Annotated in this window: 22 protein-coding genes; 15 read left to right on the forward strand and 7 right to left on the reverse strand. The window is 43.9% G+C overall.

Features of this window, described 5'->3' with window-relative positions; translation table 11 throughout:
- Positions 1-86: 86 nt before the first annotated feature.
- The 9 genes from JSY38_RS11325 (at position 87) to JSY38_RS11365 (ending at position 10,475) form a co-directional block, all read left to right on the forward strand.
- The gene (locus JSY38_RS11325) at positions 87-3,287 is read left to right on the forward strand and encodes an ATP-binding protein (protein ID WP_239543954.1); all 3,201 of its coding nucleotides are present in this window, start codon (positions 87-89) and stop codon (positions 3,285-3,287) included.
- Positions 3,288-3,330: 43 nt separating this feature from the next.
- Complete coding sequence (locus JSY38_RS11330) at positions 3,331-3,678, forward strand: Hpt domain-containing protein (protein ID WP_114413002.1); 348 nt, start codon at positions 3,331-3,333, stop codon at positions 3,676-3,678.
- Positions 3,679-3,898: 220 nt separating this feature from the next.
- Complete coding sequence (gene ugpB, locus JSY38_RS11335; protein WP_114413003.1) at positions 3,899-5,200, forward strand: sn-glycerol-3-phosphate ABC transporter substrate-binding protein UgpB; 1,302 nt, start codon at positions 3,899-3,901, stop codon at positions 5,198-5,200.
- Between the two features lie 98 nt (positions 5,201-5,298).
- Entirely contained in the window at positions 5,299-6,177 is an 879-nt protein-coding gene (gene ugpA / locus JSY38_RS11340; RefSeq protein ID WP_110574922.1) for a sn-glycerol-3-phosphate ABC transporter permease UgpA, read from the forward strand.
- Positions 6,174-7,022, forward strand: a complete 849-nt coding sequence (ugpE, locus tag JSY38_RS11345) for a sn-glycerol-3-phosphate ABC transporter permease UgpE (protein ID WP_114413005.1) — start codon at positions 6,174-6,176, stop codon at positions 7,020-7,022. Before ugpA ends, ugpE begins: the two co-directional genes overlap by 4 nt.
- Positions 7,023-7,024: 2 nt before the next feature.
- The gene (locus tag JSY38_RS11350; RefSeq protein WP_205113322.1) at positions 7,025-8,092 is read left to right on the forward strand and encodes a sn-glycerol-3-phosphate import ATP-binding protein UgpC; all 1,068 of its coding nucleotides are present in this window, start codon (positions 7,025-7,027) and stop codon (positions 8,090-8,092) included.
- 7 nt (positions 8,093-8,099) lie between these two features.
- Positions 8,100-8,876, forward strand: a complete 777-nt coding sequence (locus JSY38_RS11355; RefSeq protein ID WP_205113323.1) for a glycerophosphoryl diester phosphodiesterase — start codon at positions 8,100-8,102, stop codon at positions 8,874-8,876.
- 14 nt (positions 8,877-8,890) lie between these two features.
- The gene (locus tag JSY38_RS11360) at positions 8,891-9,649 is read left to right on the forward strand and encodes a DeoR/GlpR family DNA-binding transcription regulator (RefSeq protein ID WP_114413010.1); all 759 of its coding nucleotides are present in this window, start codon (positions 8,891-8,893) and stop codon (positions 9,647-9,649) included.
- Positions 9,650-9,656: 7 nt separating this feature from the next.
- Positions 9,657-10,475 (forward strand): HAD family hydrolase, encoded by an 819-nt coding sequence (locus tag JSY38_RS11365; protein WP_114413012.1) that lies wholly within the window; start codon positions 9,657-9,659, stop codon positions 10,473-10,475.
- Here the strand turns inward: JSY38_RS11365 and JSY38_RS11370 are convergent.
- The gene (locus JSY38_RS11370; RefSeq protein WP_205113324.1) at positions 10,462-11,382 is read right to left on the reverse strand and encodes a DUF808 domain-containing protein; all 921 of its coding nucleotides are present in this window, start codon (positions 11,380-11,382) and stop codon (positions 10,462-10,464) included. The genes JSY38_RS11365 and JSY38_RS11370 overlap by 14 nt on opposite strands.
- A 256-nt stretch (positions 11,383-11,638) precedes the next feature.
- On the opposite strand from JSY38_RS11370, the gene JSY38_RS11375 reads away from it, so the two are divergent.
- The 3 genes from JSY38_RS11375 to JSY38_RS11385 all read left to right on the forward strand — a co-directional run bounded on the left by JSY38_RS11375 (position 11,639) and on the right by JSY38_RS11385 (position 14,492).
- Positions 11,639-12,823: a GAK system CofD-like protein gene (locus JSY38_RS11375; protein WP_205113325.1), complete on the forward strand. Its 1,185-nt coding sequence runs from the start codon at positions 11,639-11,641 to the stop codon at positions 12,821-12,823.
- A gap of 164 nt (positions 12,824-12,987) precedes the next feature.
- On the forward strand, positions 12,988-14,010 hold the full coding sequence (locus tag JSY38_RS11380) for a response regulator (RefSeq protein WP_205113326.1): 1,023 nt from the start codon (positions 12,988-12,990) through the stop codon (positions 14,008-14,010).
- Positions 14,007-14,492: a transcriptional regulator gene (locus JSY38_RS11385; protein ID WP_114413017.1), complete on the forward strand. Its 486-nt coding sequence runs from the start codon at positions 14,007-14,009 to the stop codon at positions 14,490-14,492. Before JSY38_RS11380 ends, JSY38_RS11385 begins: the two co-directional genes overlap by 4 nt.
- A 43-nt stretch (positions 14,493-14,535) precedes the next feature.
- Here the strand turns inward: JSY38_RS11385 and JSY38_RS11390 are convergent, their stop codons facing one another.
- Positions 14,536-15,027 (reverse strand): ATP-dependent zinc protease family protein, encoded by a 492-nt coding sequence (locus JSY38_RS11390; RefSeq protein WP_114413019.1) that lies wholly within the window; start codon positions 15,025-15,027, stop codon positions 14,536-14,538.
- Between the two features lie 225 nt (positions 15,028-15,252).
- Here JSY38_RS11390 and JSY38_RS11395 point away from each other — a divergent pair, with 225 nt between their 5' ends.
- Entirely contained in the window at positions 15,253-16,173 is a 921-nt protein-coding gene (locus JSY38_RS11395; RefSeq protein WP_114413021.1) for a D-hexose-6-phosphate mutarotase, read from the forward strand.
- Between the two features lie 111 nt (positions 16,174-16,284).
- Here JSY38_RS11395 and JSY38_RS11400 read toward each other — a convergent pair whose 3' ends face one another.
- Positions 16,285-17,061, reverse strand: coding sequence for an exodeoxyribonuclease III (locus tag JSY38_RS11400; protein ID WP_114413022.1), 777 nt, complete (start codon positions 17,059-17,061; stop codon positions 16,285-16,287).
- A 118-nt stretch (positions 17,062-17,179) separates the two neighbouring features.
- On the opposite strand from JSY38_RS11400, the gene pyrE reads away from it, so the two are divergent.
- Entirely contained in the window at positions 17,180-17,827 is a 648-nt protein-coding gene (pyrE, locus tag JSY38_RS11405; protein WP_205113327.1) for an orotate phosphoribosyltransferase, read from the forward strand.
- Positions 17,828-17,869: 42 nt separating this feature from the next.
- Here pyrE and slmA read toward each other — a convergent pair whose 3' ends face one another.
- The 4 genes from slmA to coaBC all read right to left on the reverse strand — a co-directional run bounded on the left by slmA (position 17,870) and on the right by coaBC (position 21,477).
- On the reverse strand, positions 17,870-18,463 hold the full coding sequence (gene slmA / locus JSY38_RS11410; RefSeq protein WP_114413024.1) for a nucleoid occlusion factor SlmA: 594 nt from the start codon (positions 18,461-18,463) through the stop codon (positions 17,870-17,872).
- A gap of 62 nt (positions 18,464-18,525) precedes the next feature.
- Positions 18,526-19,434 (reverse strand): acetylglutamate kinase, encoded by a 909-nt coding sequence (gene argB, locus JSY38_RS11415; RefSeq protein WP_114413026.1) that lies wholly within the window; start codon positions 19,432-19,434, stop codon positions 18,526-18,528.
- A gap of 324 nt (positions 19,435-19,758) precedes the next feature.
- Positions 19,759-20,217, reverse strand: coding sequence for a dUTP diphosphatase (gene dut / locus JSY38_RS11420; RefSeq protein WP_011978451.1), 459 nt, complete (start codon positions 20,215-20,217; stop codon positions 19,759-19,761).
- Between the two features lie 36 nt (positions 20,218-20,253).
- Positions 20,254-21,477, reverse strand: a complete 1,224-nt coding sequence (coaBC, locus tag JSY38_RS11425) for a bifunctional phosphopantothenoylcysteine decarboxylase/phosphopantothenate--cysteine ligase CoaBC (protein ID WP_205113328.1) — start codon at positions 21,475-21,477, stop codon at positions 20,254-20,256.
- 136 nt (positions 21,478-21,613) lie between these two features.
- On the opposite strand from coaBC, the gene radC reads away from it, so the two are divergent.
- Positions 21,614-22,288, forward strand: coding sequence for a RadC family protein (gene radC, locus JSY38_RS11430; RefSeq protein WP_205113329.1), 675 nt, complete (start codon positions 21,614-21,616; stop codon positions 22,286-22,288).
- The last annotated feature ends 155 nt before the right edge of the window (positions 22,289-22,443 follow it).

A 22,443-nucleotide genomic window follows, 5' to 3' on the forward strand; every position in this document is an offset into this window, starting at 1 on the left:
CTTTTCGTTGCCAATCGCTTAAGGTGAATTGCTTTTTCTTACATAAAGTAACTAAGATTAAATCTTAAATGTGTGTCGATTTCGCTATGCTTAGTAGTTCTTTGGTGGAGCAAGTAAATATGATGAAGGTGATGTCTGTCATTGCTGTAACAGCGCTGGGGTATTTTGTCCTTGGTGTGCTTGGACTTGCTGTGGCAATTTCTCCTGGTTATTCAACAATCATTTGGCCGGCTTCTGGGTTAGCGGTAGCTGCATCTATTTTTTATCCTAAACTTGCACCTCTTGGTATTTTTATCGGGTCCTTGTTACTCAATATTGGTGCGACTTGGTATAACCATCATATTTTTGCTTTTGTTCTACCGGCGCTCATCGCGTTCGGATCGACGTTACAGTCAACTGTTGCTGGTTATCTTGTGCGTCGCTTTGTGGGTGTGCCTTTTCAGTTTCATCGTACGGCGTTGGTTGTGCGGTTTATCCTTTTAGCTGGTGTTCTTTCTTCTCTTATTGGCGCAAGTGTGGGGTCCTCTTCGTTACTTGCTTTTGGTGTAATTGGCAAAGAAGCCTTTTTAACCAACTGGCTTGTTTGGTGGGGCGGCGACATGATGGGGGTGCTGGTTATGGTGCCTTTACTTGCTGTTTGTTTCCCTCGGTATTTTGGCAATCGATTCGATAACTCTTTGCGTCTGCTGAGTGGTTTTTTGTTTGTTTTGGCTATTACGATTATGTTGTCGTGGGGTAGTAGTTATTCCGAATGGAATAAGCAGTCAAAAGAGTTTGATGCAAATGCTGAATTGTTAGAGACGTTACTGGCAAATCGAATTAAAAACAGTGTGGATATGTTGCACAGTTTTGTTGGGTTGGTAAACGGTAGTGAAAAAATTCAAGCTAATGAGTTTGATATTTTTGCGAACAGTGTGATGCAACGTGATAATTCTATTTTAGCCGTGTCGCTGAATTTTTTGGTGACTGGAGAAGATATTCCAAGCTTTGAAGAAAAGATCCAAAGAAATTACCCGAAGCATGTGTTTCGAGTTAAGGAGAAAGACAGTACAGGAGTATTAAAGTTGGCGACGCCAAGACCTAAACATATTGTCGTAACCTTTATGAGTCCTTTTAAGAAGAATGAGGCTGCATTGGGTTACGATGTCTATTCACAGTCAGATCGACGTTTTGCCTTAGATAATGCCATTTTTCTTCGACAGGCTTATCCGACATCTCCGCTTAAATTAGTTCAAAATTCCACCGGTGTGCTTTTATTTCTGCCGTTCTTTGATCGTCAAACAGACACTGTACGTGGTGTTGCTGCAGCGGTTATTGAGTTGAGTTCTTTAACCGACACTATAGTTAATCAAGGGGGGTTACCTAATACCGATCTGTATTTAGTGGATGCTGATAATGGCGCCCCTGACCCTATTATTGTAGCAAAAAGTACGGCTTCGAATTTATCAGGAAAAGAACTTGTCACGCGCTATAACGGAGGAAAATTTGAGCACGCTGTTAGGTTTGATATTCAGGTGGGCGCAAAATCTTGGCAGCTTTATCAGGTTAGCGACAGCTATTTCTTTAAACCGCCTTGGATTGTTAAATTTGTTTTAGCGTGTGGCTTTTTGTTCACGGGTTTATTTGGTTGGTTTTTATTGATCGTCAGTAGTCATACGTCAGAAATCGAGAATCGCGTTAGATTGAGAACACGTGACTTGCAGCTGGTGAACGAGCATTTAAAAGCGTCTGAGCTGGAGCAAAGTAAAGCTAAGGAAGAGGCGCAAGAAGCGAGTCGTGCGAAGAGTGAGTTTTTGGCGAACATGAGCCATGAAATACGTACGCCACTGAATGGTGTTATTGGCTGTTTGTCTTTGTTGATGAATACTAAACTGCAGTCTGAACAATCTAAATTAGTGAGTATATCTCAGCAAAGTGCTGAGTCTTTGTTGGATATTCTTAATGACATTTTAGATTTGTCCAAGATCGAAATGGGCGGGTTAGTGTTAGAGAAACACGAGTTTGAACTGCCTGATTTGATTGAAGAAGTGACCAACATCTTTGTTCTCAGGGCGGAGGAAAAAGGCATAGTACTAAACTCGCCTGCGGTGTTGGTTCCTGAATTAACCTTGTTCGGAGATCGGTTACGACTCAAGCAGGTGTTGGTGAATTTGTTAGGCAATGCGATTAAATTCACTAGTGCTGGTGAAGTGTCTTTACGTATTGAGGTGGAGCCGCTATCCGACGCGGATGTGGTGTTACGTATTAGCGTTGAAGACACTGGTGTCGGTGTGTCTGAGGAGAGTCAGCGTCGATTGTTCCAGCGCTTTAATCAAGCGGACAGTTCGACGACTCGTAAGTTTGGTGGTACTGGACTAGGTTTGGCGATCAGCAAAGAAATTGTCGAGGCGATGGCGGGTGAAATTGGCTTGGTATCGGCAGAAGGCAAGGGATCGACCTTCTGGTTCCGTGTGCCATTTGAAACGCGTTCTGCGCCTATCAAAGAAATGGTGGTAATGCCTCAATTTAAGATGACGTTAGTGTATATTAATGACACTGGGCGAGAGTATGTTAGTGCGATACTTGACTCTCTTGGTGTTACACACAATGCATATAGCAACCTTGAGCAGGCCTTGTCTGAAAGAGAGTTAATTGGTCAATGCGTATTATTGGATACCGATGCTCTGGCTGCAGGAAACCAAGTTGATGTGACAGCATGGGATACCTTTTGTATAGCTAAAACAGTGTCGCAAATTTTATTGCATGGACGTTCTGATGCAGAGCCTGAGAAAGAGAAATATATTGATAGGTTAACCAAGCCTATCTTTATCCGGCCTTTGCTAAAAGTATTAGAAAATATAAAACCTGTATTGGAAGGAGAGGTGGTTATGACAGTTAAAGAAACGGAAAACACGTCAGAAGGGCGTCCTGTCTTTAATGCCAAGGTTTTGTTAGCTGAAGATAATTTAACCAATCAGATTGTGGCTCGAGGTCTATTAAATATGTATGGCGTTGACGTTGTGGTGGCCAGCGATGGACAAAAAGCTGTAGAAGAAGCCCAAACTACTAAGTTTGATATGATCTTTATGGATTGTCAGATGCCAGTGATGGATGGCTATGAAGCAACTCGTGTAATTCGTCAGTCTTCAGGCGGCGCAACGCCGTCAGATGTTGCGATTGTCGCTCTTAGTGCCAATGTTATGAAAGGCGATGAAGACGAATGCTTTGCTGCAGGCATGAATGACCATATTGCAAAACCTATCTCACAAGATAAGTTAACTGCGATTCTTACAAAGTGGCTTTCTTAAGGCGATATTATGAATACGGTCATAGATATTGAGGTTCTTCCTAATGATTGAGCTAAAGGTGTTTGATAATACTGACTACAGTAACCGTTTAGCATGCAATCAGGAGTTGATGGCTCTGGTGGCAGCGGAGTTCATTAAGGAAGCCAAAGGCTTATTGGACATGTTACATGCGCATATTGTTAACCAAGAGTGGGACGAATTTTCATTGGTGTCGCACCGTTTGAAAGGTGCGGCACTAGAAGTGTCCGGTAACCGTTTTTGTAAGCTCATTGTGGAAATGGAAATGCAGTCGAAGCAGGGCAACGTCGACACTCTTTCATCTCGTTATAGCATGTTAAAAGAAGAATTCGACGCGCTTGTTTATGCGCTCAACCAATACGTTTTACAGTAATTATCCCTTCATTTTTTTGTCGATATTCATGGGTATGGCCGTTTTTATATGGTTGTACTGAATGTCTTTGTTGGCTATGTCTTGAGTATTTCCTCCGTTTTGGTTTCATTTGAATGCTTGTTGTATTTCAAATGAAACCTATCTATCATCAAAATGAAATATTTTCTTTCTATAGTGGTTCTTTCTTTTCTAATAAAAACTCATTGTGAGGAACACGGAAATGCATAATTTGAAGTTAGCGTCAGTTGTTGTTGGTTTATCTATGGCAAGTTCGGCCTTTGCTGCCACGCAAGTAGAATGGTGGCATGCAATGGGTGGTGCAAATGGTGAAAAGGTCAATGAAATCGCCAAAGCCTTTAATGACTCACAAAGTGATTATGAGGTAAAACCTGTCTACAAAGGCAACTATACCGAGACTATGACGTCAGCGATTGCGGCGTTTCGGGCGAAACAGCAGCCAGCCATTGTTCAAGTATTTGAGGTGGGGACCGCGAGCATGATGGCGGCCGAAGGTGCGATTTATCCTGTGTATAAATTGATGAAAGACTCTGGTCAGGCATTTGATGAAAGTGCTTACTTGAGTGCGGTGACAGGCTATTACTCGAACACTGATGGCGAAATGCTTTCTATGCCTTTCAATAGTTCCACACCTGTTCTGTATTACAACAAAGATTTATTCAAAAAAGCGGGCATCAGCCAAGCGCCTAAAACATGGCAAGAAGTAGAAAGTGTGTCTAAGAAGCTGCTCGCGTCTGGCGTTAGTTGTGGCTTTACGACCGCTTGGCAATCTTGGGTGCAGTTGGAAAACCTAAGTGCTCGTCATAACGTACCTTTTGCAACGCTGGAAAACGGCTTTGCAGGGTTGGGAACAGAGTTTAAATTCAATGGTCCTTTGCAAGTTGCTCATATAGAGAAAATGGGTGAATGGCAAAAGAGTGGTATTTTTAGTTATGCGGGTCGTACCAATGACGGCGCAGCTAAATTCTATAGCCAAGAATGCGCTATGTTTACTGAGTCTTCTGCGGGTTACGCTGGTATCAAACGTAACGCAACATTCGACTTTGGTGTGAGTGAACTTCCATACTGGGAAGGCAAAGTTAAGCAGCCTTCTAACACCATTATTGGTGGTGCGTCTTTATGGGTGCTGCAAGGCCACTCTAAAGAAGAATATAAAGGTGTTGCTTCTTTCCTAAGCTACTTGTCTAAAGCGTCAGTGCAAGCAGATTGGCATCAATTCTCTGGTTACCTGCCAATCACTAAAGCGGCTTACGATTTAACCAAAGAGCAAGGCTTCTACAAGGCGAACCCTGGAACAGAGACAGGCGTTAACCAAATGACGACTGGCACGCCAACTGCCAATACCAAAGGTTTGCGTTTTGGTAACTTTGTACAGATTCGTGGCATCATCGATGAGTCTTTAGAGTCTGTCTGGAGCGGTAAGGTTGATGCACAAACAGCACTAAATACGGCTGTTGAACGTGGTAACGCGCAACTTCGTCGATTTGAAAAAGCGAACAAGTAAATAAAATCTGCGCCCTTATGTTTTATACGTAAGGGCGCTTTATATTTCTACGATAGTTTGTTTTTTTATTTGTTGTTCTCTTTTGTTTGGATTGTCCGATGACAGTTACCTTTCCCCAAAAAGGCCTACCTTGGCTATTGTTGTTGCCGCAGTTGTTGGTCACAGCGATTTTCTTCCTTTGGCCTGCTGAACAAGCTTTAGAGCAAGCGTTTTATCAAGAAGACGCCTTTGGCTTGAGTCGTGAATTTATTGGTTTGGAAAATTTTATCGATTTGTTCACCGACCCTCTGTACTACCAATCTATGTTAACCACTTTGGTGTTCAGTTTTTCTGTTGCCATTGTGGGCATGTCGTTGGCGCTTTTCTTAGCTGTGATGGCGGACCGTGTGATCCGTGGCAAGCTAGCGTATCAAACCTTATTGATTTGGCCATATGCCGTCGCGCCAGTGTTGGCGGGTGTGTTGTGGTGGATTTTATTTGATCCGAGCATGGGGCCGATTGCCTTGTGGTTGAAGTCGGCCGGTGTTGACTGGAATCATTATCTTGATGGCAACCAAGCGATGATCTTGGTGGTAATTGCTTCGACTTGGAAGCAAATCAGTTATAACTTTTTATTTTTCCTTGCGGGTTTGCAAGCCGTGCCACGCTCGCTTATTGAAGCGGCGGCGATTGATGGTGCAAGTCCGTTTAAGCGCTTTTGGACCATTGTTTTTCCGCTTTTGTCTCCGACGACGTTTTTCTTGTTAGTTGTTAACCTTGTATACGCCTTCTTTGAAACCTTCGGTGTAATCGATGCGACCACCAAAGGCGGCCCAGGACAAAGTACCACGACCTTAGTTTATAAGGTGTTTGATGACGGTTTTGTTGGTTTGGATCTGGGTGGATCGGCTGCGCAATCGGTTGTGCTCATGGCGATTGTTGGTTTGATGACCGTTATTCAGTTTCGTTTTATTGAGCGGAAGGTGCAGTACTCATGATCGAAAATCGACCTTGGTTAACCTTTGCTAGCCACGCCACGTTATTGGTGGGGATCGGCTTGGTGGCATTACCTGTTTGGATGGCTCTGGTAGCGTCGACGCATCCTGCTTCGGCATTTGGTGTCGGGCATATCCCTCTGTGGTTTGGTGATGCTGGTGTAGAAACATGGGGAACCGTGTTGTTTGAAGAGGCGGGCAACGGTGTGGACACGCCTGTCTGGTTTATGATGCTGAATTCTCTGATCATGGCACTGGGCATTACCTTCGGCAAAATCGTCATTTCTTTGTTATCGGCTTACGCCATTGTGTTTTTTCGATTCCCGTTTCGTAACTTGTGTTTTTGGATCATTTTTATGACCTTGATGCTGCCAGTTGAGGTGCGGATTGTGCCGACCTACGAGGTGGTAGCGAATCTGGATCTTCTCAATAGCTATACGGGGTTAACTCTGCCTTTGATCGCCAGCGCAACAGCGACTTTTTTGTTTCGCCAATGCTTCTTGAGTATACCGGGAGAGCTGGTGGAAGCCGCGCGAATAGACGGTGCTGGGCCATGGCGTTTCTTCTTTGACATCTTGTTGCCTCTGTCTCGAACTAATATCGCGGCCTTGTTTGTGATCTTGTTTATTTATGGTTGGAATCAATATTTATGGCCTTTGTTGATCACCACGGACGACGCTTATTACACCTTGGTGATGAGTATTAAGCGCATGCTGTCGGTGACCGATGGTGATATCGCATGGAACCAAATTATGGCAACCACCTTATTAGCGATGTTGCCACCAGTTGCGGTGGTGATAGGCATGCAGAAGCTGTTTGTTAAAGGCTTAGTGGATTCGGAGAAGTAGTAATGACGGACGTTATTTTAGAAAAAGTGGGTAAGACTTACCCTAATGGTTATCATGCTATTCCAAGCGTCGATTTAACGATTGAAGAAGGCGAATTTATTGTTTTGGTCGGCCCTTCTGGTTGTGGTAAATCCACCTTGTTGCGCATGGTGGCAGGTCTGGAAAGTATTTCTACTGGTGAACTGCGCATCCGTGGCGAGCGCATGAATGAGAAGGAACCCGCAGAGCGTGACATCGCCATGGTGTTTCAGAATTACGCCTTGTACCCGCATATGTCGGTGTACGACAACATGGCTTACGGCCTGAAAAACCGCGGCATGCCAAAGGATCAAATTGCAGAAAAAGTCAGTGATGTAGCACAGATGCTGGGCTTAACGGAATTGCTGCAACGTAAGCCGCGTCAATTGTCTGGAGGTCAGCGCCAACGTGTTGCTATGGGGCGAGCCATGGTTCGTGACCCGAAAGTGTTCTTGTTTGATGAACCCTTGTCTAACTTGGATGCAAAATTACGTGTGCAGATGCGTGTCGAAATTCGTCAGTTGCAGCGTAAATTAGGCACCACGACCTTGTATGTGACCCATGATCAAGTTGAGGCGATGACCTTGGCAGATCGCTTGGTGGTTTTAAACAAAGGCAAGGCGGAGCAAATTGGTACGCCGATGGATTTATACAATAAACCGGCAACGCCTTTTGTGGCGGCGTTTATTGGCTCGCCATCGATGAATTTGATCAATGCGAATTTGACTGAGCAAGGTATTAAAATTTCTGACGCCTTAACACTGCCTTTGTCCCATCAACATCGTGGAAGCATTGTTTGGGGGATTCGCCCAGAGCATCTAGAAGTGAGTGATGAGCACAATGCCGATTTCGCTTTGCGTATCCAAGCGGTAGAATCACTGGGAGCGGAAACCTTAATTCACGGTAAAATAGAAACAGCATCAGGTGATGGAGAACCCTTGGTAGTGCGTTTGTCTGGACCGCATTTGCCGGATGTGAATAGTCTTATGTGGTTAATGGCGCCAGCACAACACTGGCATTTGTTTGACGAGAAAACTCAACAGAGACTGTGAGAACAAAATGCAAAATAATGATGTTTCAAAAGGTTATATTTTGAAAGACAAGGTGTTGGATACAAAAGTAATGGGGCACCGTGGTGCTGCACTATTGGCACCTGAAAATACCTTGGCGTCTATCCGAGCGGCTGCTGATGTGGGTGCAACGTGGGTGGAAATCGACGTGTATTTAATTGCTGAAGGTGGCTTGGTTATTTTTCATGATGACACACTTGATCGTTGCACTGATGGTTCAGGTTTAACGCGTGATGCAAGACCAATGGATATGGCAGAATTGGACGCCGGGTCTTGGTTCTCGGACAAGTTCACTGGTGAGAAAGTGCCCACTTTATTGGAGGCATTGGAATGCATTCAGTCGTTAAATCTGGGCCTGAATCTAGAGATTAAACATGATAGCACCGATGTAGAAAATATTGTGCCTTCTGTATTAGCTATGTTACGTGATCATTGGCAAGACAATGACAAACTGATGATTTCCAGCTTCAATCTTGCGGCGTTAGAGCTATGTTATGAGATTGATGCTCAGCGACATCTTGCGCCCTTGTATGAAGACATTCCTGAAAATTGGCTGGAGCAGCTTAAGGCTATTAAAGCGTACAGCTTGAATTGTGATTATTCGCGATTAACCGAAACTCAAGCGCGAGCTATCAAAGCGGCAGGTTATAAGTTGCTGTGTTATACCGCCAATGACCCTAAAAAAGTGGAAGCACATTGGGAGTGGGGAATGGATGCGGTAATTACCGATGATCCGACTCAGTTCTCATCACTGTTGGCAGAATAAATTAAGGGCGTTGTGTGGGATTAAATGAAAGGCAAAACCAGATATTAAACTGGGTGCAGCAAGAAGACGCCCTATTGGTTGAAGAGATGGTGGCACGCTTTAATGTGTCATCACAGACCATACGTAAAGACATTAATCAACTAGCAGAACGTCATCTTGTGCGTCGAACTCATGGTGGTATTGCGCCAGTGTCTAGTGCGGAAAATTTACCGTTCGACCATCGCCAGTTTTTGAACAGTGACGCGAAAGAAGCGATTGCCGCTGATGTTGCTCAGGTGATACCCGACGGCGCCTCCGTGTTTCTAGGGATTGGCACCACAGTGGAATATGTGGCGAAAGCTTTGGTGTCTCATCGTGACCTACAAGTATTTACCAATAATTTAACAGTGGCGAGCATCTTGGGTAATTACCCTGAGATACGAGTGCGCGTTTTGGCTGGAAAGTTACGTCATCAGCATCATGATTTAGTGGGTGAAGAAACCTTGTCTGGATTGCGCCAATATTATTTTGATTACGGCGTATTAGGCTGTGGTGGTCTGGATGAAGATCAAGGAATATTGGATTTTGATCCTGAAGAAGCGGCGGTGAGCCGTGTTTTGGTCGAGCAAAGTCGTCATAGTTTGTTGGTTGCTGATCAACACAAATGGGCGCGCAAGGCCATGGCGCGAGTACAGCCTTTTTCTGCAGTAGATTGGCTTTTTAGTGATGTACTGACAGAGTCGCAAACTCATTTACTCACCGCTCATGGTGTTCAAATTAAACTTTGTGCTTAGGACAATTATGTCGATATCTGTGCCTTCTGCGTTGTCGCTTTCTTCTTTAGAAAGCCAGATTTGCCAAAACTTACGATTTATTCTAACGGATTTTGATGACACGCTAACATGGGAAGGCCAGTTGCCTGTGGAAACTTTACAGGCGTTGGCGCAACTTGAAGCAAAAGGCATCAAGGTGATTCCAGTGACAGGCGGTTGTGCTGGCTGGTCCGATATGATTGCTAGAGCACTGCCTGTTGATGGTGTGATTACTGAAGGTGGTGCGTGTTTTATTGGCCGAACGGCTGACCGCCATCTGACGTATTCTTTCTGGCGCGATGAGTCAGAAATGCGTGCCGAGCAAGCGGCTATTCTTGCTCAAGTGAATGAAGTGCTCACTCAGTTTCCGCGTTTACATTTGGCAAGAGATCAGGCTTATCGTTTGACTGATGTGGCTATTGATTATGCGCAAGATGTCAAACCCGCAGCGGTGGCCGATAAAGATGCTTGTTTGGCGGCTCTCATTGAAATGGGATTAAACGCGAAAGCCAGTTCGATACATATAAACGTTTGCTCGCAAGGCTATGACAAGTTTTCAATGGCGCAGAGAGTATTGAGTAATGTGTATGGACTGAGTGATGCGCAGCAGCAAGAACAGGTGCTTTATGTTGGCGATGCGCCCAACGATGAAAGTATGTTTGCGCGCTTTCCACTGAGTGTTGGTGTTGCCAATATTGCCCAGCATTTGCCGATGATGCGCCACCGACCTCGTTATCAGACGACGCAACCGGGTGGTTTGGGTTTTGCTGAGCTGGCAGATTTTGTTTTGTCCGCTAGGCTTTCTTAAGCTGTCTTCGTTTCGATATGAGTGTGGCAATGCCGACGGCAACGCCACCGAAAATCAAGCCGACCGAGAAGCTAATGCCTGTGTTTATTAAGCTGGTCATCAACGGCAGGTGAGCAATATCACCAGAAATGGCTAGTTCAGCAAGATGATGCAAAGCTGGTAAACCATGAACAAAAATGCCGCCGCCAACAAGGAACATGGCAATAGTTCCGACAATGGTTAGAAGCCGGATCAGCATGGGCGCGCCTTTCAATATGACTAGTCCCAGAGGTTGAACGAAGGCGTTTTTTGATTGATTAAGGTGTAGGCCAATATCGTCAAGGCGAACGATTAATCCTACCAATAAGTACACGCCCACGGTGACAGCAAAAGCAATCAGGCTCACCACTAGAGCTTGTGTTAATAAGCTTTGCTCTGCGACGGTCCCTAAAGCGATAACAATGATTTCTGCTGACAAAACGAAATCAGTTCGAATGGCGCCTTTTACTTTGCTCTTTTCTAAAGTGACTAGCTCTGCGGCGGATTTTGCTTGTTTGATATTTTGTCTAAGTGTTTCTTTTTCTTCATGGTTGTCTTTAAAGGTATGAAGGAGTTTTTCTGTGCCTTCAAAACACAGATATAATCCGCCAGCCATGAGTAATGGTTGAATGAGCCACGGAATAAAAGCACTGATGGTCAATGCCAATGGCACTAAAATAAGTTTGTTTAAAAACGAGCCTTTGGCAACAGCCCAAACGACTGGTAATTCTCGATCGGCTTTGACGCCGGAGACTTGCTCTGCGTTTAAGGCAAGGTCATCGCCTAACACTCCTGCGGTTTTTTTCGCCGCGACTTTAGAAAAAACGGCAACATCATCTAATAAGGTGGTGATGTCATCAAGAAGTGCCAATAAGCCTGTCATTGCCATGATGGTTCGCTCTAATGGTAAATAAAAAATTTACGGGTAAACACAAGGAATTAATGTACTTGGTATAGAGTGTCGCTTTTTGAATATTATAGATAGATGTTAGTTGATTTTCATGACATTTATCGTCTACATACGTGCTATTGTTTGAGTAGTTTGTATGTTCGAGTTTTTGTTCTGTAATTTATGATGGAGTATTGTTTGGTGAGTCGGCACTCTTGGCTATCGCTCTCCTTATGGTCTTAATAAGAGGTTTTTTATGACGAGCTCTTTACGCATTTGGCGTCGTATGGAGGTGCCAGATCTTATTCGTGTGCATCGTTATCAGAGTTTGCCTGAACAGGGTCCTAAAGTGCTCTTTTTCAGTGGTGGCTCGGCACTCAATAAAATTAGCCGAGTTTTTAAAAAATACACACACCACTCTGTACATTTAGTGACACCGTTTGATTCTGGTGGTAGTTCCGCGCGTTTGCGTGCCGAATTTGATATTCCTGCCGTGGGAGATTTGCGCAGTCGTTTAATGGCTTTGGCGGATGAAACCGTCATGGGGCAGCCGGAAGTGTATGCACTATTTACTCACCGGCTTGAGCAAAAAGCCGATCCTCTAGCATTAAAGTATCAACTGCAGCAGCTGGTGATGGGCGAGCATCCGCTTATCGAAACTATTCCCAATCCGATGAAAGCGTTAATCCAGAATCAACTTGCTGTCACCCAATCACACATTAATGATAGTTTTGATTTGCGTGGGGCGAGTATTGGTAATTTGATTATGGCTGGAGGCTATTTAAGTAATCAGCACCAGTTAGATCCCATTGTTTTTTTATTCTCTCGTTTAGTTAAAGCTTTAGGTGAGGTAAAGACGACATTAAATGCTAGCCTTCATTTAGGTGTGGAGCTTGAAAATGGGGAGTATGTTCTAGGCCAACATCGGATAACGGGAAAAGAAACCGACATATTGCCCAGTCCAATAAAGCGCATGTGGCTGAATAAAGGTTTGCGCCATGTTATGCCGACTAATCTCCATATTGCTAATGATCGTGTTGATGCAATTAAAACGGCTGATTTGATTTGCTATCCCCCAGGTAGCTTTTATAGCAGTCTGTTAGCAAACCTTATGCCTGAAGGGGTTGGGCGCTCTATTTGTGCAAATCCTAACCCCAAAGTCTACCTGCCTAATTTGGGCGTGGATCCCGAGCAGCAAGGTTTATCTCTGATGGAGCGTGTGACACGTTTGATATCCACCATATCGGCCGATACGAAGAATGTAGGGCCATACTCTTCATTGGATTATTTGTTATTAGACGATGTCTATGATTATGGCGAAATAGACAGTGTGTTCTTGAATGATCTGAAGGTGACTGTTATCAAAACGCCTTTGATCACCGATAAACAATACAAATACGATGAGCATTTGGTTGCTAGAGCTTTGTTATCTTTTGTATAAAGGGTCTATTCGAGCTACAAAAAAAGTATATGCTGCTCTTATGCAAAGCAGGTTTTTAGTCTAGATATATACTGATTAGATGCAAACGACCTATTTGTATTTTTAGAGCATCGTCTTTAATGTCTAACGCATTAAATATGGCACGTATCAAAAAGAGAGTAATAATGAGTACACGAGTACTGATTTGTGATGATTCAAAGATTGCCCGCAAGCAATTGGCTAGAATATTGCCGACAGACTGGGATGTCGAAGTCGAGTTTGCTGAAGACGGTCAAGAGGCACTGGATATCTTGTCATCTTCAGATTTTGATATTCTGTTTTTAGACTTAAATATGCCGGTGAAAGACGGCTATGAAACGCTCGAAGCGTTACAGTCCTTTGAGCAGGCGCCAGCAGTAATAGTGGTCTCTGGTGATGTTCAGCCGAAGGCTATCCAGCGGGTAAGGGATATGGGGGCAATAGCCTTTCATAAAAAACCCGCATCCGCTGAAGAGCTGCGTAGTTTATTGATTTCGCTAAAACTTTTTTCTGTCGATAGTGATGATCTGCAGAGTAAGGTTGTTGCTGAGCAGCAGACGGCTGCAGAGCAATTTACTCTCAACGAATGCTTACAAGAAATTTCGAACATTGCTATGGGGCGTGCCGCTAGCGTATTAGCAGAAATGCTGAATGTATTTATTAAGCTACCTGTGCCGACTGTGAATATTTTGGAAGTCAGTGAACTGCAAATGGCGTTGGACTATAGCGTTAAAAAAGACAGTTGCTCAGCAGTGTCGCAAGGTTATGTTGGCTCTGGTATTGCGTTTGAAACTCTGCTCATCTTTAGTGATTCCAGCTTTCCAGATATGGCGAAACTTTTAGGCGTGACGGATACCATTACGAGAGAGTTAGAAACAGAGCTTTTGATGGATGTCTCTTCTGTTTTGGTTGGCCCTTTTATGGCTGCCATTGGGAAGCAGCTTAATATCGATTTTAGTCATAGCCATCCGCTGTTACTGGGGCAACATGTTAAAATTGCCGACTTGATTAATGAAAAGAAAGCGACGTGGAAAAGAACGTTAGCGGTTGAAATTGTCTATGAAGTGGAAAACTATCAGATTAGTTGCGATTTAATTATGCTTTTCACTGAAGATTCTGTGCCAACGCTAGAAAATTTATTGTCCTTTTTGGTTGAGGAAGACGAATGAGTAATGAAGCGGATGGAATGGCAGATCTTCATTGGATGTTTGATATGCTTCATCATATTGATGTTGGGCTTGTGGTGTTGGATTCGAAGTATCGAGTAAAGCTATGGAACAACTTCATGGAAAATCATAGTGGTGTGAGTTCATCGATAGCGAAGGAGCAATCTTTGCTGACGCTTTATCCAGAATTAGATACAGGGTGGTTGCACCAGAAGTTGGATAATGTCTTTGCTTTGAAAACGCCGATTTTTATATCTTGGGAGCAGCGACCGCATTTCTTTCCATTTAAAAGTTATCGTCCCATTACAGGTATGGCAAATAAGATGTATCAGAATGTAGCAATACGTCCAATCTCCAGTCCTGATGGGTCAATCAAGAATATATGTTTGGTTGTCTATGATGTTACAGATATCGCAACCAATAAAATGGCATTATCTGCTGCTAACCATAAATTACGACGCCTGAGCCAAGCTCTTTCTAAATAGTGCCTTCCTTTTGTGTGTTTTTGGAAAAGGAAGGTGTTTTCTGCTATTTTTTCTTGGCTGGGATTTTATAAAGTTCCACCAATGTTTCTTCTTGCTTGTCACCCTGTAAGCATAGCCCCTCAGGGTCGATGAGAACGCGCCCATTCATTGCTTCACGACCAAGTAACATTCTGTAGCCCATGGTATCTCTATTGGTTAGCGTGACTTCTGCTTCCCAAGTTTTATTACCAAGTGTCAGAGGTACACGAATGACAGGGCGGCTTTCTTTGTCTCCGCTCGAGCTTTTAATAACTCTTTGATCAACAAGCTGAGCTTCACAATGAACGGTTGCCTTACGATTCTTTTGTAGGGGATGAACCTCAAAACGTACCCAGTGTTCATCATTGTGGGTAAAGCGCTTGATGTTAATCGCATGCATCGAAGAGGTTTTTGCCCCTGAATCTACTCTTGCTTTAATAGCTGGGATGTTTAGAGAGGGAAACGCACACCACTCCTCGCAACCAATTACTATTTTAGGATCACTTTGTTGATTCATAAAAAATTCAGCGCCTCTGGAAAGAAAAATAGAACACTCTATATATCAGGGAAATACCTGCTAGGTTGTTGTGTTTTATAGCTTAAAAGCGTGGTGAGGTTAAGTTTTAATTGCTGTTCTGATTGCTTATCTACTCTGCTGAATTGTTAGTATAACTTCAAACTATTGTAATCATATTGGCTGCAGTTAATATGGGCGTATTAAAACACTTTTATGGAGTTATAGATGAATGGCCGACTGATTCAAGAGTTGGAAGAGCTGGGTGGTGAAATTCGCCCGTCAAGCTTTAGAAAATGCGATCAAATCATTATCGAGCAACCGGGCTTCAGCGCATCCATCGCGTTGTGGGGCGGTCATTTAGAAAGCTTTATTCCTGCTGGTCAAGAGGACCTTCTTTTTCAATCCGTAAATCAAGGTGGAGAAGGGCGCTTCGGTCGCCGCCATTTTGGTGTTCCTGTATGTTGGCCGTGGTTTGGAGCCAATTATGTCCATGATGACTATCCTGCACATGGAGTAGCGCGTTATTTTCGTTGGGAATTTATCGAAGCGGGACGTTTTAAAAATGGCGACGTGAAAATTGTGATTCGTTTGGCGTCTGAAAATCATCCTTTGGTTGAAGAAATGTGGCCGTACGCTTTTGAATTGCGCCAAGTGTTTCGTTTCTCAAACAAAGGCTTCCGGATTAATTTCTCGGCAGCTAATCTATCTGATAAAGCTATGCCAGTAAGTGAAGCGCTGCATACTTACTTCAATATATCGGACAACCAAACCGCAGAAGTGCATGGTCTAGAGCAAGTCACTTACGTTGACAAATTTGATAACGGTAGTCGTCACCTTCAACAAGGTGCTGTGACGCCGTGTGATCATATGGATCGCGTCTATGTATCTGCACCAGATGTGTGCGAAATCCATGATCCAGGCTTGCAAAGAAAATTAGTAATCAGTACCGAAGGTAGCAATAGCACTGTGTTGTGGAACCCAGGTGCTGAATTGGCGAGACAGCGCGTTGATATGGAAGACGAAGATTACCGACGTTTTGTTTGTGTGGAAGCCGCTAATGCTCTTACTGACGAATACGATATTCCTCCCGGTGGCATCCATCAGCTGAAACTAAAAGTGAGGCACAAGCCGCTGGTGAATGAATAGTGTTATTAATCACTCATTGAGTACCGTAAAGTAAAAAGCCCGTTAGGAGTGATCCTAGCGGGCTTCTCTTTGACTATAAAATCGCTCAAGAGCTTTTACGTTCAAGAGCTCTTAGTCAATGTTGTATTCTACGATTAATGGTGCATGGTCAGAAAAACGCTGGCCTTTATAAATCGTGCCACCTTGGATTAGGTTTTTTATTCCAGGTGTGGCGATTTGATAATCTAAACGACCGCCTTCATCCAGCTTCCAAGCACGCTCATAATCTGGCCACCAAGTATATTGTTTGTCTTGCTTATTCACTTGGCGGAACGCATCTATATATTCCAACTCATTGAAAATTTCGTTAATCCATTTGCGCTCTTCTGGTAAAAAACCAGAGTTGCGCTGGTTCACGAACCAGCTGCTCACATCAATTGGTGAACGCGCCACGTTGGCTGTACCACAGAAAATAAATTCACGACGCTTGCGACGGGTTTTAATTAAGTGGTTTTTAAAACCCTCCATGAAGCGATATTTATGTTCTTGTAATGCTTCTTCATGATTGGAGCCATGAGGCGTTAGGAAAGCACCTATGCTGACTTTATCGAAGTCTGCTTGAATAAAGCGTCCTTCAAAGTCGCATTCAGGGAACCCCATTCCTGTCATAATGGCTTTAGGCATGGTTTTGCAATAGATTGCAACGCCAGCTTGCTCAGGGTTCTCCATGGAGTCAAAGAAGTATGTGTTGTACCCAGGAGGGAAAAACACACTGTCATTTAACGTACGTTCGTCTGCTTGTATGTCTTGTAGGCATACAACATCTGGGTCCTGACGAACCATCCATTCGAAAAAGCCGCGTTCTGCAGCTTGTCTTATACCGTTTACATTAAGGCTGATGACCTTCATTTCTGGTCCCTACAATTCCTAGCCGTGTGTTATATTAGCACCTATCCAATGTTGGCATGGCTTCGCTCGTTCTTGGCGGCGCTTTGTTGTGTATTATTTTTATCTTTCTGGAGTTGGCATGAAACCTTACCAAAGAGACTTTATCGAATTCGCTATTGAGCAAAATGTGCTACGTTTTGGCGAATTCACGCTTAAATCAGGACGCGTAAGTCCTTACTTTTTTAATGCCGGCTTATTTAGCTCTGGCCAAGCACTTGCGAAGTTAGGACGCTTTTACGCAACCTCATTAATGGAAGCAAATGTTCCATTTGATGTTCTGTTTGGTCCAGCCTACAAAGGCATTCCATTGGCAACAACAACGGCTGTTGCCTTGTATGACCATCATAATGTAGACACACCATACGTTTTCAACCGTAAAGAAGCAAAAACTCACGGTGAAGGTGGTTCTCTAGTGGGTGCTCCTTTAGCAGGTAATGTCATGATTATTGATGACGTTATTACCGCAGGAACAGCCATTCGAGAAGTTATGGCTATTATTAAAGATGCTAATGCCACACCCGCTGGTGTTCTTATCGCCCTAGATCGTCAAGAACGAGGCCAGGGTGAATTGTCTGCCATTCAAGAAGTCGAACGTGACTTCGGAATGCCAGTTATTAGCATTGTCTCTTTAAACGACATTATGACGTATTTAGCAGAACAGGATTCTCCTGAGTTTGCGAAACATCTTAATGCGGTTAAAGAATACCGTCATCAATACGGTATTTGATGCAAAAAATTTCGTTAAGGTTTTAGATAATAATCTAAAACCTTAACGATTTAGCATCAAGTTCTGTGCCAATACTGTCCATTGCTCTTGCCAAATGTCCATTGGCTTAACTTTAAATTCGCTGCGAACGTAATGGCGGATCTTACCTTCGATAATTGCAATCAGAAAATTCGCACATGGCGCAACCCCCATCGTTGGTCGTAGGCCTTGCTTTAAGTCTGCTTCACGAATGATCTGCTTTAACTGGGTTTCGATACGGTCAAATACTTGTGCAATACGAACTCTAAGTCGTTCCGTCTCACCAGCTAGCGCATCTGCAGTTAATAAACGGCACATGCCTGGATTTTGTTCGGCAAAACCAAGAATCAGCTTCATGATGACTTCTATACGAGAAACCACATTCGACTCTTCTTGGATGATCAAATTGATGCGAGTAAAAAGGCTTTCCTCAATAAACTCGATTAAGCCTTCAAACATTTTCGCTTTACTGGGGAAATGACGATACAGAGCAGCTTCCGATACACCAACTTGTTTTGCCAGAGCAGACGTAGTTATACGTGCTCCTGGGCTGCTTTCTAGCATTTGTGCTAGAGATTGCAGTATTTGAGTGCGGCGATCGTTTTTTTTATTGCTCATGTGTCGAGTCCAGTTTTCTGCCAGTGTTATTTATTGCTTGTACTGATTGCTTTTACCTAGGCTTATTCGCCTACTTTGGTATTGGAAATTAGCGTACCAACACCTGTGTCGGTAAATATTTCTAATAAAGTCGCGTGCGGTACCCGACCATCAATAATATGTGCGCTTGTGACGCCGGCGTTTACTGCAGACAATGCGCAGCTGATTTTTGGTAGCATGCCGCCGTAAATCGTACCGTCAGCGATCAGCGCGTCTACTTGAGCTGTGCTTAATCCTGTTAAGACATTACCTTGCTTGTCTTGTACGCCAGAAATATTGGTGAGCAACATGAGTTTTTCTGCACCAACAGCTTCCGCCACTTTGCCAGCAACAAGGTCAGCATTGATGTTGTAAGAGTTACCTTGATCGTCCACGCCAATTGGCGCGATGACAGGAATAAGGTCACTGTTTTCAAACAATTTTAGAAAGCTAGTATCTATGCTTGCTACTTCACCTACATGGCCAATATCCACTTGTTCTGGAGTAGACATGCCTTCGGCTTGGTGCTTAACGAACAATTTTTTCGCTTTAATAAAGCGGCTATCTTTGCCTGTGATACCAATGGCTTTACCACCTGCTTCACAAATCAAATTAACGATCTCTTTGTTTACTTGACCACCTAGTACCATCTCAACAACATCCATGGTGGCAGTATCGGTTACGCGCATACCATTGATGAATTTTGATTCGATGTTCAGCTTCGTTAGCATGTCGCCGATTTGAGGCCCGCCACCGTGAACAACGATAGGGTTAATGCCAATGGCTTTCATCAAAACGATATCTCGTGCAAAGCCTGCTTGTAAATTTTCATCTGTCATTGCGTTGCCGCCGTATTTGATAACCAGCGTCTTACCAGCAAAGCGTTGGATGTAAGGAAGCGATTCGCTTAAAACCTTAGCCACATCTAAAGCAGACTCACGAGAAAAAGCCACGATTTATGTACTCCTGTAAACAAAGAATGGGTTGCATGAAAAATAGATACAATATGCTGGTGTTACTTATTTAAAAAAATAACAATTTTACCGAGTCAGTTTGATAAAACGATGACAGACAAGGCCAGTAATGAGTGTAAGCAACCACTTAGGTTTGAAATAATAGCGTGATATTGAAGGATTAACTATAGAAATTTATACGAAATTGACGAAGTTTTGACTTATGAAACTTAATATTATCAGACTGGCGTGGGAAGGGTGAGTGAATGTAGTAAGGCACTTAGAAAAGGTGAATTATTCTCACCCTTTCTAAGTATTCTGTGCTTACTTGGTGCCTGTGTGACCAAAGCCGCCTTCACCACGTTCGGTGCTTTCGAATTCCGTGACAATATTAAATTCTGCTTGAACAACAGGAAGCAAAACTAATTGAGCGACACGTTCGCCAGGTTCAATGGTGAATGTTGTATTGCCACGGTTCCAACAAGACACCATTAGCTCACCTTGGTAATCTGAATCGATTAAACCTACTAGGTTGCCCAATACAATGCCATGTTTATGGCCTAATCCAGAGCGTGGCAAAATAGTTGCTGCTAAATTTGGGTCTTGGATGTAAATAGACAAGCCTGTTGGTAGTAGCGTTGTTTCACCTGGTGCAAGGTCGATTGCCTGATCAAGGCAAGCGCGCAAATCCAAACCAGCAGAACCTTCTGTCGCATAAGTTGGTAATGGAATCTCTTTGCCGATTTTGTCGCTCAGGATTTTTAATTGAATCGCTTGTTTCATGGTTATCTTCTCTTTTCTCTTAGTGCATGATGAGGTTTAAATCGCAGACTTAATGTATTGCTGAATAAACTCAACGAGTTGGTTTGCTAGGTCGCTTTTTGCAGCTTTGTCAGGCGACCAAGTTTTGTCTTTGGTAATCACTGTGACTTGGTTTTCATCTTGGTTAAAACCAATATCGCTGCGCGAAACATCATTGGCGATAATAATATCCAGTCCTTTGCGTTCTAATTTGCTTTTCGCGTATTCGGTCACATTCTGTGTTTCAGCGGCGAAGCCAATGATGGTTTTGGCGCGTTTTTGTAGGACAAGTGTCGCTATTATGTCTGGGTTTTTAACCAGCGTCAGAGTCATTTCATCCGTGTCAGATTGTTTCTTCATCTTTTGATCGCTGGCGGCTTTCATTTTGAAGTCGGCAACGGCTGCGGCACCAATGAAGACATCAGCTTGAGTGCTCATGCTCTGCTCGCACGCAGCTAGCATTTCATCAGCGCTTTTTACTGCAATAATATTCGCTCCAGTGGGCGGTGTTAATTGTACTGGGCCACTAACCAAGGTGACTCTCGCGCCACGGGCAATTGCTGCACTGGCGAGGGCGTAACCCATTTTACCTGAGCTGTGATTACTGATGTAACGAACTGGGTCGATAGATTCCATGGTTGGACCTGCGGTAATAACCCAGTGTTGGCCAGTTAGATCTTGCTCGATTAGAGAGCCTTGGAAATGCGCGATAACAGCATTAAAAATATCATTCGGCTCACTCATGCGCCCAGGCCCAATATCACCGCAAGCTTGCGCGCCATCAGCAGGTCCGATGTTTAATACGCCTCGTTCGGCTAGTAGTTTTGCATTGGCTTGTGTTGCAGGATGGCGCCACATGGCTTGGTTCATAGCAGGAGCAATCAAAACAGGGGATTCGGTGGCTAAACATAGGGTGCTTAATAAGTCGTTTGCCATGCCTTGAGCATAGCGCGCCATGAAGTCAGCAGAAGCGGGTGCAATGACGATTAAGTCAGCCCATTTTGCTAGCTCTATATGTCCCATTCCCGCTTCGGCATTTGGGTCTAATAAGGTACTGCGAACAGGGTTGCCAGAGATAGCTTGTAGGGTCATCTCAGTGACAAAAGCTTTTGCACCTTCTGTTAAAACGACTTGAACCTCAGCGTTAGCCTTAGTTAACAAACGAATTAACTCGATGCTTTTATAAGCAGCGATGCCACCAGTAATACCTAATAGAATGCGTTTTTGAGCGAGACTTGACATAAAAAACTTCTCAATTCGATCTGTGATAGATAAGGTTAGCAAATAAGGCAGGATGCCTTTTGCGAGTATTTTTACGTTACCGCTAACTTTGCTTGTCTAAGTTAAAGCAAGATTATCATGTATCAAGGAGTAGATCATGAGTATTAAACATTGGCCTGAGCAGGAAAGGCCGCGTGAGAAACTAATTCACCAAGGTGCAGGCGCCTTAAGTGACTCTGAACTTTTAGCTATTTTCCTTCGTACTGGAACGCAAGGCATCAGCGCGGTCGAGCTTGCTCGGCAAGTATTGTCTCAGTTTGGTGGGCTACGTTCCTTAATGTCTGCGAGCCGTGAAGAGTTTTGCCAAGGTTTTGGCTTAGGGGATGCAAAATACACTCAACTGCAAGCTGTACTGGAAATGTCCAAGCGCCATCTGCAAGAGCAGCTAATGCGCGAAACTGTGTTCACCAGTGCAGAACACGTCCGAACTTATCTTTCTTCCCAGTTACGCCATTCGCAGCGAGAAGTCTTCGCGGTGCTCTTCTTAGATACTCAGCACCGATTAATTCGTTACCAAGAGCTTTTTATGGGCACCATCGATGCTGCCGCGGTTTACCCTCGTGAGGTCGTTAAAGCAGCACTGCAATACAATGCCGCCGCGGTAATCCTCGCCCATAATCATCCAAGTGGCGTAGCCGAACCGAGCCAAGCGGATATCAGTATTACCGAGAAAATCAAACGGGCTCTTGATCTCGTCGATGTGCGGCTGTTGGATCACTTTGTGGTCGGCGATGGCTCGCCAGTGTCCTTGGCTGAGAGGGGACTGGTATAGGCGGTTTTACAATGAAGATAGTGATGCTCTGTAGAGGTAAACGCTAGTTTCAATAAGAAGTGCGACTATATGTTTCGTTGGTGCTTTTTGTTCGAACGCGCCAATTGATCATTTTTTTAACAAAAGAATTGCTCAATGGGTTGGCTTATGGGAAA

The sequence above is a fragment of the Marinomonas foliarum genome, from assembly GCF_016906065.1.
Classification (GTDB): Bacteria; Pseudomonadota; Gammaproteobacteria; order Pseudomonadales; family Marinomonadaceae; genus Marinomonas; species Marinomonas foliarum.

Excerpts from the sequence above, each read along its gene's own strand:
- JSY38_RS11325 (WP_239543954.1), top strand. The coding sequence starts at position 87 with ATGCTTAGTAGTTCTTTGGTGGAGCAAGTAAATATGATGAAGGTGATG.
- JSY38_RS11330 (WP_114413002.1), top strand. The coding sequence starts at position 3,331 with ATGATTGAGCTAAAGGTGTTTGATAATACTGACTACAGTAACCGTTTA.
- ugpB (WP_114413003.1), top strand. The coding sequence starts at position 3,899 with ATGCATAATTTGAAGTTAGCGTCAGTTGTTGTTGGTTTATCTATGGCA.
- ugpA (WP_110574922.1), top strand. The coding sequence starts at position 5,299 with ATGACAGTTACCTTTCCCCAAAAAGGCCTACCTTGGCTATTGTTGTTG.
- ugpE (WP_114413005.1), top strand. The coding sequence starts at position 6,174 with ATGATCGAAAATCGACCTTGGTTAACCTTTGCTAGCCACGCCACGTTA.
- JSY38_RS11350 (WP_205113322.1), top strand. The coding sequence starts at position 7,025 with ATGACGGACGTTATTTTAGAAAAAGTGGGTAAGACTTACCCTAATGGT.
- JSY38_RS11355 (WP_205113323.1), top strand. The coding sequence starts at position 8,100 with ATGCAAAATAATGATGTTTCAAAAGGTTATATTTTGAAAGACAAGGTG.
- JSY38_RS11365 (WP_114413012.1), top strand. The coding sequence starts at position 9,657 with ATGTCGATATCTGTGCCTTCTGCGTTGTCGCTTTCTTCTTTAGAAAGC.
- JSY38_RS11370 (WP_205113324.1), bottom strand. The coding sequence starts at position 11,382 with ATGGCAATGACAGGCTTATTGGCACTTCTTGATGACATCACCACCTTA.
- JSY38_RS11375 (WP_205113325.1), top strand. The coding sequence starts at position 11,639 with ATGACGAGCTCTTTACGCATTTGGCGTCGTATGGAGGTGCCAGATCTT.
- JSY38_RS11380 (WP_205113326.1), top strand. The coding sequence starts at position 12,988 with ATGAGTACACGAGTACTGATTTGTGATGATTCAAAGATTGCCCGCAAG.
- JSY38_RS11385 (WP_114413017.1), top strand. The coding sequence starts at position 14,007 with ATGAGTAATGAAGCGGATGGAATGGCAGATCTTCATTGGATGTTTGAT.
- JSY38_RS11390 (WP_114413019.1), bottom strand. The coding sequence starts at position 15,027 with ATGAATCAACAAAGTGATCCTAAAATAGTAATTGGTTGCGAGGAGTGG.
- JSY38_RS11395 (WP_114413021.1), top strand. The coding sequence starts at position 15,253 with ATGAATGGCCGACTGATTCAAGAGTTGGAAGAGCTGGGTGGTGAAATT.
- JSY38_RS11400 (WP_114413022.1), bottom strand. The coding sequence starts at position 17,061 with ATGAAGGTCATCAGCCTTAATGTAAACGGTATAAGACAAGCTGCAGAA.
- pyrE (WP_205113327.1), top strand. The coding sequence starts at position 17,180 with ATGAAACCTTACCAAAGAGACTTTATCGAATTCGCTATTGAGCAAAAT.
- slmA (WP_114413024.1), bottom strand. The coding sequence starts at position 18,463 with ATGAGCAATAAAAAAAACGATCGCCGCACTCAAATACTGCAATCTCTA.
- dut (WP_011978451.1), bottom strand. The coding sequence starts at position 20,217 with ATGAAACAAGCGATTCAATTAAAAATCCTGAGCGACAAAATCGGCAAA.
- coaBC (WP_205113328.1), bottom strand. The coding sequence starts at position 21,477 with ATGTCAAGTCTCGCTCAAAAACGCATTCTATTAGGTATTACTGGTGGC.
- radC (WP_205113329.1), top strand. The coding sequence starts at position 21,614 with ATGAGTATTAAACATTGGCCTGAGCAGGAAAGGCCGCGTGAGAAACTA.